The following is an 11,242-nucleotide window of genomic DNA, read 5'->3' on the forward strand; positions in this document are numbered from 1 at the left end:
GCGGTCGGTTCCGGTGGTGCTGTTCTCATCCGTGGTGTTTTGGATGGTGCTGGCCACACCGGCGTTGGCGCCGAGGTTCAGGCCGAGGTTCGAGGCTGAAGCGAACGAGCCGCGGTCGGTTCCGGTGGTGCTGTTCTCATCCGTGGTGTTTTGGATGGTGCTGGCCACACCGGCGTTGGCGCCCAGGTTCACGTTGGAGGCCACGGCTCCACGGTCGGTCCCGGCAGTCCCGGTGTTCCGGGTGTTGGTGTTGTTCTGGATGGTGCTGGCCACACCGGCGTTGGCGCCCAGGTTCACGTTGGAGGCCACGGCTCCACGGTCGGTTCCGGTGGTTCCGGTGTTCCGGGCCGTGGTGGTGTTGGTGTTTTGGATGGTGCTCGCCACGCCGGCTTTCGCGCCCAGGTTCAGGCCAAGGTTTGAGGCGATGCTGTCGCGGTTGGCCGTTGAGGACGCGGAGGTGATGCTGGTCTGGTTCTGTGTGCCGATACCAAGGCCGGTGCCGGTGTTGGTGCCGGTGTCGGCTGAGGCCGCTCCGGCGCCGAGGACGAGGACGCCGCCGGCGAAAGCTGCGGCGCAAAGGGTGTTGCGGACAAATGAATGCATGACTGTTTTTCCTCACATGGAATGAATGGTTGTTTCGGCCAAAGGGGCCGGTATGCCTGCATATGCCGCGGCAGTTAGGTGCGCGGCGCGGGCATCATTAGTCCGGTGAGAATCCAGGGTCCTGGGTTGTGGACCCGGGCAGGACGAAGCTGAAAAGGGATCCGTCCCCGCCTTGGGTCATGGGCAGGACGAAGCGGTAGGAAAGATCCGCTGCAGCCTGCGCTCCGGCGCCAGTGGGCCCGGGTGCGCCGGCACTGCCGGACACTGGTGAGGGCGCCGGCGCCGTTGCGGGCACGTGTCCGCCAGGAAGCCGGGCAGGGCTCTGACGGGACGCGCCGCCCTCGTCCATGGACGCCGCCCTACGGGCGGCGATCCGGTCCGCAAGACCCGTGGGCAGGAGGGGAAGCACGGTGGTGGAGGCGCCCGGTTTCGCGGTGAACACAGCCGCCGGCTGCGTCTCCACCGTCGGGGTGGCATGTTCGCCGCCGCCCGCGGAAGTGTTTACTGTCCCGGGTGCAACGGGGGACGCAGCCGCTGCCGGTGGCCCGTTAAGGGTGACGCTGACAGGCCCGATGCTGACCGGGACCGGCGCGGTGCCGGTGATCAACCCTGTCACGGGGCCAGTGACGGCCTCCACCGGGCTGGCTATCGGATTCAGAACGCTGCCGGCCAGCCCCGTGACCGGGGCCAGGATCGGCTGGACAGTGCCAGAGACGAGTTGGGTGGCGGGGGCGGTGAGTGGGGTCACGGCCGCCCCGGCAAGGTCCGTGACCGGGGTAAGGAGTGGCTGGATAGTGCCAGTGACGAGTTGGGTGGCGGGGGCGGTGAGCGGGGCCACGGCCGCCCCGGAAAGGTCCGTGACCGGGGCAAGGAGCGGCTGGACAGTGCCAGCGACAAGTTGCGTGACGGGCGCTGTGGCCGGCCGTACGGGAGCAGCGGCCGGGGCGGCGGTGCCGCCCACGGGCCGGGCCGCTGATGCGGGCCCCTGGACTGGGGAGGGCGCTGTTGTGCTCGGCGGCGCCGGTTCTGTCCGGGGCTGAACGGCGGTGATGAGCGGCTTCACCGGAGCCGTCAAAGACGTGACGAGACCGTCGGCCGTGTGTGGGTTCTCACCTGGTGGCGGTGCCGCGGCGTGGGCGCTGCCGGCACCAAAAATGATCCAGAACACGGCGAACATGCCACCGACAAGGAGTAGGCGGAGGGCAGGGGCGATGTTCAGGGTTATGCGGTCCATCCCACCTCCGATCAACTGTCGGTGCCCAAGGTCATAAACTCATTGCTCCCTGCCTCTAGGAGAGGCAGACATGTCCTAAAGTGCGGGGCAAAGAGCCCGTCCCCGCGTCATGCTTTGAAAGTGCTTCGGCGCCGTGCCGGGCCCGGATGGGTCCGGCCCGAAAAGATCGACACCATTAGGGACCGTTATCCCTTTGCTCAGGCAAAGCACGAGGCGCCGCAGGGGTTGGTTTCTTCTGACCTGCGGCGTCCCCTCCAGGAAGTCTCGGCGACTGGCGAGCCGATCCGTTACAGCTGATGTGTGTGCAAGGCTTGACGTGTACCTGAATGATCCGATTGGCAGGCGCGTCGCTTGTATGGACAACCCCGAACTATTAATCCGATTGAAATGAGGAATTCCTATGAGGTACAGGCGTCTTGGCAGGACTGAGCTGACTGTTTCCACGGTAGGGGTCGGAACGTGGCAGTTCGGCGGGGAGTGGGGGAAGGACTTCTCTCAGGCCGACGTTGACGCCATCCTCGGGCGGGCCCATGATCTGGGCATCACCCTGGTCGACACTGCCGAATGCTACGGCGATCATTTGTCCGAGCAATTGGTCGGTAAAGCCATCGAACGGAATCGTGACGAGTGGGTGGTGGCGACCAAGTTCGGCCACCGATACCACGGTCTGCACGAGCGCACCCAAGAGTGGTCCGCCCGGGAGGTCACGGAGCAGCTCGAGCGGTCACTGCGCGCCCTCGGGACCGACTACATCGATGTCTATCAGTTCCACTCCGGAGGCGACGAGGTCTTCGATCAGGACGAGCTGTGGGAGGCCCTTCACGGGCAGGTCCAAGCTGGCAAGATCCGTCATCTCGGGATCTCCATTGGCAGTAACGCCAACGTCTACCAGACGGATCGTGCGCTCGAGGTCGGCGCGAGCGTGATCCAGCTCGTCTACAGCCGTCTCGACCGCGAGCCCGAGCACGAAGTCCTCGCCTCATGCGAGCGGCAGGACCTGGGCGTCCTGGCCCGCGAGGCGCTGGCCGGCGGCCTCCTCTCGGGTAAATACGCCCCGGGAACCCGGTTCACCGATCCGGCCGATACCCGATCACGCCGGCCCGAGGAGCACATTCAGCAGCGCCTATCCGAGGTTGAACGCATCCGCCAAGACGAAGTGCCGCCGGGCACCGACATGGCCGCCTGGGCCTTGGCCTGGTGCCTGCGGCCGCCTGTCATCACCGCGGTCATCCCCGGCTCTAAATCCGTCGAACAGCTCGAGTCCAACGCAGCCGCGGCGGACCTCGACCTCGCCGGAGAGCTTCGCAAATAGAGAGACAACTCAATCGAGACCCTGCGTCACTGCTCCCCTCAGGCACGGAAGGACCTTGTGATTATTCCGGCCGGGTTGAAAGGGGACTGATGGCTCACCGCATCCGCCGGTAATCTCGGGTTTCGGCGTCAACAAGAACCGCTGTTCCCAACTGTGAAAATACCGGCAAACGAAATTAGCAGTCACAGTCGGCGGGACAACAAAGAAGGACCGGAATTTTCCGGTCCTTCTCCTGTGTCGGGGACGCTTTTGAGGGAACCGCATCTGCCTCCCGGGAACAGAATATTCAGAAGCAGGGTCTTCGCCTGGCTTCGGCCGGGCGGGGACCTGTTTCATACCCTGGTGCTGTTGCCGTGAGCCCCTTCCGGGCCCGGTCAGCCGCGGCCTGGCTTGCCGGGGTTCAGCTTTCGAATGACGTTTCGAAGTGTGTCAGGACCGGCGGGGCGGCCAGCAGCTCGCCCAGCCCGCTGGCACCTTCGTCGGTGGCCCGCCACGCGCGGTAGGCGGCGTCGTGATCCAGGGAGTCCCAGCGTTCCACCACGAGGACGTGCGCGGGATTGTTGCTGTCGACCAGCACATCGACGCCGAGGCATCCGTCGAAAGCGCGTGTGTCGGCGAGGATTTCGCGGAGGACAGACGGCGCGGTGGGGAGGGCTTCGGCTTTGATATTCAGGTTCAGGTGGGCGGTGATAGGCATGGTGCTCCAATGGCAGACGGGTTTCGAGGTGCGGGAGCATCGGACGGGTGCGCTGCGGACGGCGCGGGCCCTCGTTTGCCCTGCTTAGGGGCCAACCGCGTCACCCGCGTGCTTGTTCCCTAGACCGGCAAGTGCGCGGTTTCCTTCACGGCCAAATACCCGCAAGTGTGGTTAAAGCCGTGTGCAGCCCGGGCCAGGTCCTCGGTCACTGCCGCGGGCGTTCAGGTGACCGTCGCTTAAAAGAGAACCCGCGGCCGGCCCTGAGGATGAATCAGGTCCGGCCGCGGGTCGGTGGGTTGGTGGCTTAGGCGGCGCCGCGGGCGGGGTAGTCGTGGTCCTGGGCGTAGCGGACGCCGGCGATGACGTCGTCCAGGGATGGCCGGCCGAAGGGCATGGTCGCGGTGCTGGACCAGAACAGGGTTTCGTCTTCGTCGAGGATGAAGATGCCGGGTTCGTTGAAGAGGTCCGGTTCGCCGTTGTTGATGGCGTGGGAGAGGTTCAGGCCCCAGGTCCGGGCGGCTTCCTCGCTCAGGCCGTAGGCCACGGGGAGGTTGGCCAGGTGCCATTGGTCCACGACCTGGGTGCTTCGCTCTTTTGTTTCCATGCTGACTGCGACGACCTTACCGATCCCTGCGGCGTTGAGGTCCTCGATCCGTTTGTCGATTTCGTCGAGTTGTTTGCGGCAGATCGGGCAGTGCAGGCCCCGGTAGAAGACCACCATGCTGAAACGGCCGCCGGATCCGGTACCCAGCTTCAGGTCATCGGTGGTTCCCCCGCCAACCAAGGCAAGGGAGAGGTCGGGTGTTGTCTGTGTCGGAAGAAGTGTCATGGTCCTGCTAACACGGCCCGGCGCCCGGTCATTCCCTCCCGGCATCTCCCGGCACAGTTTGCCTATTGCCTCGACGGGTTCATTTCCACGTCAACGGCCGCACCGCTGAGAGCCGAGGCCGGCTGTTTACGGGCTCCTCCAACAGGCAACGAAAACTGACCCCCGCGCCCCGTGAAGACCTTCTCATCCCGCATCCCACCGGCTCGGGGGAGCCGGCGCCCTGGTTTCGAGGGTCGGAACTTCATCGATGTGCTGCATTCGAGTGGATTGTGACGCCGGGTCCGGGCTCCAGTGCGCACGTGGCACTGCTGTCGATGTGCACTGCGAGTCGGCCGGGCCCGCTCGGTGTTCTCGTCGGGAACCAATGCCTGCCGGTACTGACGAAGATGAGCAGTCTCGAAACCATGTGCCTGAGTTGGCGTCCCAATCATTAGTAATGCGACCTGCCACAAGACTTTTCAGGGTCCCGGTGGGTTGTCCTGGGAGGCGACGGATTCTGCGGCGTCAACGACTTCCAGCACCGTCATGTGTGCAATGGCTGCGACCTGACGGACAGGCTTACCATGCATAACCGCGGCCGCAATGGCTTCATGGAGCCTGACCTCCGCGCTTTGAGGTCTGACGCCGGGAACGTCCAGGGCCGCAGCTGCTTCTGCCACCGTAACAATGTCCTCATCGTCCAGAAGGCCGGAATAGGCGCAGCCGTGCAACACCCCCGGCGTCTCAGAACCCTGGGATAAGAGAAGTCTCACTGGCCGACAGGGCCTCCGGAGGAGCAGTCGGTCAGTTCATCTCTTTACGGCAGCGTGCCTGTGACGTGGGATCTTCGCCTATGTGAAGGGGTTCCCCGGGGACAGGACCGGTGTCATTGGTGCGGGGGCTGTGTTGTTGCGTTCGCTGGTGAGGACGTTTCGGGTGTGTTCGAGGGCTTGGTGGCTGGCTTGGGCGGGGCGTTTATGTCCGGCCGCGCGGTAGAGGCCGGAGGCCCAGTCGAATTCCGCGGCGGCGTCGCGGTACCGGCCTTCGTCAAAGAAGCGTCGGCCGATCTCGTAGCGGACGAGCGCTTCCCGGGCGGGGGCATGGGCTAAGCGGAGGGCTCCTTCTTGCAGTAGCGCCGCTTCATGCCATTGGTATTGGTACCCGTATGCGTGGGCGAGGACGAGTAGGGGCCGGAATTTTTCTTTCGATCCGTTCAGGAGCTGGTGGCCTTCGGTGATGGCCTGAGTGGAGCGTCCGAGCAGCGCTAATGCCCAGACGCGTTCGACGCTGGGGTATACACCCAGGCGGTCCTTCATCGCTGCCCGGTCCAGGACAACATCGCGGAGCGTGCGCGGATCCGTCCGCCAGATCTCAGGGGCAGGACCTGCGGTCCTGCCTCCGTTTTCGAAAGCGCCCGTTGTCATCAGTTGCCAGCTTTGAGCCATCACCAGCCAAGGATTCCACACGCCGGCCCCGGCGGACTCGGGGGCACCGTCGAGGACAATCTCGCCGGGTTCCGCAGACCGTAGCGAGCCCCGCTCGCGCCCGGCCACTTCATGGTTTGGCGAGGTGTCGGTAGATTGTGGGATGGGTGACGCCGAATTCCCGGGCGATGTGTTCGACCGTGTGTGCACGCTTGCCGTCGGGGCCTTTTTCTTCGTACATTTCCCGGGCGAGTTTCACTTGCCGGGGGCCGAGTTTGGGTTTTTGCCCGCCGGTCCGGCCCCTGGCACGGGCTGCGGCGAGGCCGTCACGGGTTCTTTCGGACATGAGGGCGTGTTCGAACTCGGCGATTGAGCCGAGGATCTGGAAGAACATGCGCCCCATCGGGGTGGAGGTGTCGATGCTTTGGTCCAGGACCACCAGGTCAACCCCGCGTTCCTGGAGGGTTTTGGAGAGCTCGATGAGGTTTTCCAGCGACCGGCCGAGCCGGTCGAGTTTGGTCACCACGAGTTGGTCCCCGGCGCGGTTGGCCGAGAGCAAGGCCTTGTCCAGTTCAGGCCGGCGGCCAAGTTTTCCCGAGGCCACATCAACGAACACCTGATCACACCCTGCCGCGGCCAGAGCATCATGCTGGGCTTCGGGGCGCTGATCACGGGTAGAAACCCGCCCCTATCCAATGCGCATCAAAACAACGTATCACCAACCCCGTTGAGCGTTACATTGGCGCGTACACGCCAAGCATTACAAAATTGGTGCCGGAAGTTCGCGGTCTGTGTGACTGTTGGCAGTAAATGGCGGTGTTCTGTGATCGCTAAATGTCACCCTCCTAATCGGCAAGCGCTCGTGACCGCCTGTAGAACGTGGCTCGGGACATACCGAGATCCCGGGCAACCTGGGCCGCGGGCTCGCCACCTTTGACCAGGCGAACAGCGCTTCTGATCTGACTATCAGTGACCCGGCGGGGCCGGCCGCCAAGGTCCTTGCCAGCTTCTCTTCGCTTGATGATTGAATCAGTGACGCGTTCCCGCTTGATCTCGTGTTCCATCTGCGCGAGGGCGGCCATGATGGTGAACAACATGGAGCCCATCGGTGTTGCCGTGTCAACGTCGCCTCCGCCCAGGTTCAGGACGCGCAGCCCGGCGCCTCTGCTGCGGAGCTCGTCGGCGAAGGCAAGCATGTTCTGGGTGGATCGCCCGAGCCGGTCCAAAGTCGTGATGACGAGGGTGTCACCCTCCATGAGCGCGTCGAGTGCCTGGTCGAACTGAGGGCGAGACGCGCGCGCTCCGGAGACACCCTGGTCGATGTAGAGGTCATCGCGTCGAACGCCGGCGGCCAGTAGATCCGCCCGCTGCCGGTCCGTGGACTGCTGCCGCGTCGAAACCCGTGCATAGCCAATAAGTTTCGCCATGCCTGCCTCCAATGTGTCTCATAACTAATGATTGGTACGCCGATTCAAGCAGACGGTTGCGAGACATAGTTATGAGAATCGCCGGACGCAGAGAAAGTCGCGAGATTTCACAGGAAGCAGGATCCTATGTGACTGAGCCAGTGAGACCTCTCGTATCCCAAGGCTTTCGAGACGCGTTGCACAGCCGATCTATACAGCTTTGCCTGAATACATCCTTTTATGTACTTTGGATTTTCATGGAAACACTCGTGCAGGCACCGGTCCTGGCCCGGTTTGGGTATGCGGTCTCGGACCCTACCCGGGCCCGGGTCCTTTTGGCCCTTTCAGAAGCGCCGTCCTACCCTTCCGATCTGGCCGACTCGCTGGGTGTGTCCCGGCAAAGCATGTCCAACCATTTGACCTGCCTGCGTGGCTGCGGTCTTGTCGTCGCCGTTCCGGACGGGCGGCGGAGCCGGTACGAACTCGCGGACGCCCGGCTGGGGCACGCAATCAAGGACCTGCTCGGTGTCGTTCTCGCCGTCAACCCCTCTTGCTGCGCCCCGAATGGAGAGTGCCTGGTATGACACTGCTGATCAATGCCCCCAGCCCCAAACGCCGCGCAGTGCTCAGCCGGCGGATCCGGCTCTTCGCGGCCGCGACCATCACCTACAACGTCATCGAGGCAGTCGTTGCCCTGTGGGCCGGCAATGTCGCCGACTCTTCGGCCCTGATCGGCTTCGGCCTGGACTCGGTCATTGAGGTTTCCTCTGCCCTGGCGCTGTCCTGGCAGTTCTCCGCCAAGGACCCGGAACGGCGCGAGCACCTAACACTGCGCATCATCGCCATCTCCTTCTTCGCCCTCGCCGCGTTCGTCGCGTTTGACGCGGTCCGCTCCCTCATGGGTGCGGGCGAAGCCCAGCATTCGACTCCCGGCATCATCATCGCTGCTTTGAGCCTGGCAATTATGCCCGTCCTGTCCTGGGCCCAGCGCCGCGCGGGACGCGAGTTAGGCTCCCGTACGGCCGTCGCCGACTCCAAACAGACACTGCTGTGCACCTACCTCTCGGCAGTCCTGCTCGTCGGCCTGGTCCTGAACAGCACCCTCGGCTGGTGGTGGACGGATGCCGGGGCCGCCCTGATCATCGCCGGTATCGCCGTCAGCGAAGGCCTCAACGCGTGGAAAGGCGACGTCTGCTGCGCCGTCCCGCACACCCACGACATCGATACTGGAGACGAGGATGACTGCTGTGCATCGGCGGCCGGCATTACGGTGTCCTCCAAGGCCGCCCACGCCGCGGAGCGGAAGCCTGACACCGCAGGTTCCTGCTGCGCAGGGTGCGCCGCGGATACCCCGGCCGCCCCGGTTTCTTTGACCCCCGGGACGAAGCCGGCCGACCGTTGAGCACCGCGGCTACGGCCCCGAACGTGCGGAACGCCATCTGGACCGTCCTGGAGCCCGGTTCATTGGTGGTTCTACGCGCCATTTATCGATCACAGAACGCCGCCAATTCGCCCCGCAAGTCACAGGTGTGGACTTCGGGGAGCTATCGTCAAGCGGGTCTCGTGATCGGTCGTTTCTGACAATCTCTCTTTCGGGTCAGTTCGACGCCATTGCGATCATCTGGCCCCTTTGCTGGCGGTTCGGTTCAGAGCTCCTGGCCCCGGCGTTGCGGCGCACACACCAGCAACAGGCTCGCGCCAGCCCGGGCTCAGCGTTAAGCCGGGTTTTCCTCGATGGCTGCCTCGTCCACCCAATCGATGGCTTCGTCAGGAAAAATCACCCCACAGCCTCTTTACTTCCACCCCACCAGGAATCCCCCTGGGACTGTCTCTAGCTCCTCTGTCAAGCAGCGAGGACCAGCGTGCTGGCTTCGGAGGTTTCGTGATCGTCGATCAGAGCTCGGTACACGACGTCGGATAGTCGGCGTTTGAGGATACGCAGTGCTTCCATGCCGCCATCTCCGCCGGCTTTGCGGCGGGCCAGAAGCTCTCGAGCGCCCGGATGGCAGCGGGCCTGAGTGAGCGCGATCCGGTGCAGCGCCGCGTTCAGCTGTCTGTTCCCGGTTCGGGAGAGTCGATGCCGGGCCTTGTTCGAAGACCACACCGGGAGCGGGGCAGTGCCGTTATGGCGTGCGTAGGCGTCCTTCGAGCGGAACCGCGTAACGCCCGCGGTCTCTCCGAGGATCTTCGCCGCCGTCAAGGACCCGCAACCGACGATCGCCAGCAGTGCCGGAGCGATGACCGAGATCCGGCGGCTGATTTCGGCTGTGAGTTCATCGATCTCCTCGGTGAGGCGGTGCAGATGGGTGAGGAGCCGTTGAGCGAGGTCGGCGACGATCCCGGCGAAGCCGTCCAGATGGAATTTGATGCGTGAAAACGCACTGGCCCGGTCGAAGTTCGCCGGGGCAGCCCATGCAGGATCGAGCTCGTGCAGGTGCCAGCGAAGGCGGCTGATCACGCGGGTCCGTTCAGCGACGAGGTCCTCGCGGTGGTCGACCAGGAGGCGGATCTCACGTTCGGAGCCGTCGAGACGGGCGACGGGCAGATCGGGTTCTCGCAGGGCGGCACGTGCGATCGAGAGAGCGTCGATCGGGTCGGACTTGCCGAACGTGCGGGCACTGTCCCGAACATGGGACATCAGCTTCGGAGGCACCCGCACAACCTGTTCGCCTGCCGCGAGGAGGTCGCGTTCCAATCGTCTGCTCAGATGCCGGCAGTCCTCGATCGCCCAGAGCCGTTCCTGATCATCATGCTTGTTCGCCCACGCCAGCAGGGCGAGATGGTCGTTGCTGGTCGTGCCGATCGTCTTGACTGCGATCTGCCTGCCAACCGTGTTCGCGATCACGGCCGTGTGGGAGCGCTTGTGCGCATCGATTCCGATGATCACCATGGTCTTGTCTCCTTTCCGTCTAGGGTCGTGGTGCAGGACCGGTCGGTCGGCATATCCCAGTCAGGGGCGATGCCACGCTCCTCTCAAGCCAGGCCGGCCGGTCCCTGGTGCCAGCCGGCCGCACTACAGACATTAGCCACGGAGGCGAAAAACGATGGAGCGAACCAACCGGCACACCAGAATAGTGACACTGGGAATAACGGTGGATCCATGGTTGGCCTGACACGCCGGGTGTTGCCTGGCGGGGAGGACTGATCATGAGCGACACCATGGATCCCATGGCGACTGATGTGGATCAGCAAGAGTTAGCGCAGCAGCTCCTGGCCCAGGCCAGAGAGCAAGGAATTGACCTGGTTGGCCCGGACGGGCTTTTGAACCGGCTCACCAAGAACGTCCTGGAGACCGCGTTGGAAGCGGAAATGGACGAACACCTTGGATACGAAAAGCACGACGTGTCCGGGCGCGGCAGCGGGAACTCCCGCAACGGCACGCGCACGAAGACGGTGCTGACCGAGATCGGGCCGGTGGAGATCGACGTGCCGCGGGACACCGGTTCGACGTTCGATCCGCAGATCGTTCGGAAACGGCAGCGACGGTTGACCGGTGTGGATGAGATCGTGTTGTCGCTGAGCGCGAAGGGCCTCACAACCGGGGAGATCGCCGCTCACTTTGCCGAGGTGTTCGGCGCCAGAGTCTCCAAGGACACGATCTCGCGGATCACGGAGAAGGTCATCGGCGAGATGACTGAGTGGCAGAACCGGCCCTTGGACCGTGGGCGGTTTCCAGCCATCGTTGCGAATTAAGTGGTTTGGAGCTGGTGTTTCCATCGTGCCATGAGTTGGTACGGGGTGCGGTCATTTAGGCATTC

10 protein-coding genes and 2 pseudogenes are annotated in these 11,242 nt (G+C 64.0%); 4 read left to right on the forward strand and 8 right to left on the reverse strand.

The annotated features are described in order from the left end of the window. Both AB0313_RS21490 and AB0313_RS21495 read right to left on the reverse strand, forming a co-directional pair. The coding region (locus AB0313_RS21490) for a hypothetical protein (RefSeq protein WP_366308300.1) at positions 1-603 on the reverse strand (603 nt) is incomplete at its 3' end. A gap of 97 nt (positions 604-700) precedes the next feature. Then, positions 701-1,837, reverse strand: a complete 1,137-nt coding sequence (locus tag AB0313_RS21495) for a hypothetical protein (RefSeq protein WP_366308302.1) — start codon at positions 1,835-1,837, stop codon at positions 701-703. Positions 1,838-2,237: 400 nt separating this feature from the next. On the opposite strand from AB0313_RS21495, the gene AB0313_RS21500 reads away from it, so the two are divergent. Beyond that, positions 2,238-3,149, forward strand: coding sequence for an aldo/keto reductase (locus AB0313_RS21500; protein ID WP_366308304.1), 912 nt, complete (start codon positions 2,238-2,240; stop codon positions 3,147-3,149). A gap of 400 nt (positions 3,150-3,549) precedes the next feature. Here AB0313_RS21500 and AB0313_RS21505 read toward each other — a convergent pair whose 3' ends face one another. The 5 genes and pseudogenes from AB0313_RS21505 to AB0313_RS21525 all read right to left on the reverse strand — a co-directional run bounded on the left by AB0313_RS21505 (position 3,550) and on the right by AB0313_RS21525 (position 7,505). After that, positions 3,550-3,846, reverse strand: coding sequence for an antibiotic biosynthesis monooxygenase family protein (locus AB0313_RS21505; protein WP_366308305.1), 297 nt, complete (start codon positions 3,844-3,846; stop codon positions 3,550-3,552). A gap of 304 nt (positions 3,847-4,150) precedes the next feature. After that, the gene (locus tag AB0313_RS21510; protein WP_366308307.1) at positions 4,151-4,675 is read right to left on the reverse strand and encodes a redoxin domain-containing protein; all 525 of its coding nucleotides are present in this window, start codon (positions 4,673-4,675) and stop codon (positions 4,151-4,153) included. An 830-nt stretch (positions 4,676-5,505) separates the two neighbouring features. Further along, a complete protein-coding gene (locus AB0313_RS21515; RefSeq protein ID WP_366308309.1) occupies positions 5,506-6,078 on the reverse strand; it encodes a hypothetical protein in 573 nt (190 codons plus the stop codon). Between the two features lie 130 nt (positions 6,079-6,208). Then, positions 6,209-6,751: pseudogene (locus AB0313_RS21520) on the reverse strand (recombinase family protein); the annotation flags it as partial. A gap of 172 nt (positions 6,752-6,923) precedes the next feature. Further along, positions 6,924-7,505: a recombinase family protein gene (locus tag AB0313_RS21525; RefSeq protein WP_366308311.1), complete on the reverse strand. Its 582-nt coding sequence runs from the start codon at positions 7,503-7,505 to the stop codon at positions 6,924-6,926. A gap of 236 nt (positions 7,506-7,741) precedes the next feature. Between AB0313_RS21525 and AB0313_RS21530 the strand changes: the two genes are divergently transcribed. Beyond that, a complete protein-coding gene (locus AB0313_RS21530) occupies positions 7,742-8,068 on the forward strand; it encodes a metalloregulator ArsR/SmtB family transcription factor (protein WP_366308313.1) in 327 nt (108 codons plus the stop codon). Beyond that, positions 8,065-8,886: a cation transporter gene (locus AB0313_RS21535; RefSeq protein WP_366308315.1), complete on the forward strand. Its 822-nt coding sequence runs from the start codon at positions 8,065-8,067 to the stop codon at positions 8,884-8,886. Before AB0313_RS21530 ends, AB0313_RS21535 begins: the two co-directional genes overlap by 4 nt. Before the next feature lie 441 nt (positions 8,887-9,327). Here the strand turns inward: AB0313_RS21535 and AB0313_RS21540 are convergent, their stop codons facing one another. Next, on the reverse strand, positions 9,328-10,374 hold the full coding sequence (locus AB0313_RS21540; protein WP_366308317.1) for an IS110 family transposase: 1,047 nt from the start codon (positions 10,372-10,374) through the stop codon (positions 9,328-9,330). A 257-nt stretch (positions 10,375-10,631) separates the two neighbouring features. On the opposite strand from AB0313_RS21540, the pseudogene AB0313_RS21545 reads away from it, so the two are divergent. Next, positions 10,632-11,165: pseudogene (locus AB0313_RS21545) on the forward strand (transposase); the annotation flags it as partial. Positions 11,166-11,242 lie beyond the last annotated feature (77 nt).

It is taken from the genome of Pseudarthrobacter sp. NPDC080039, from assembly GCF_040702335.1.
Classification (GTDB): Bacteria; Actinomycetota; Actinomycetes; order Actinomycetales; family Micrococcaceae; genus Arthrobacter; species Arthrobacter enclensis_A.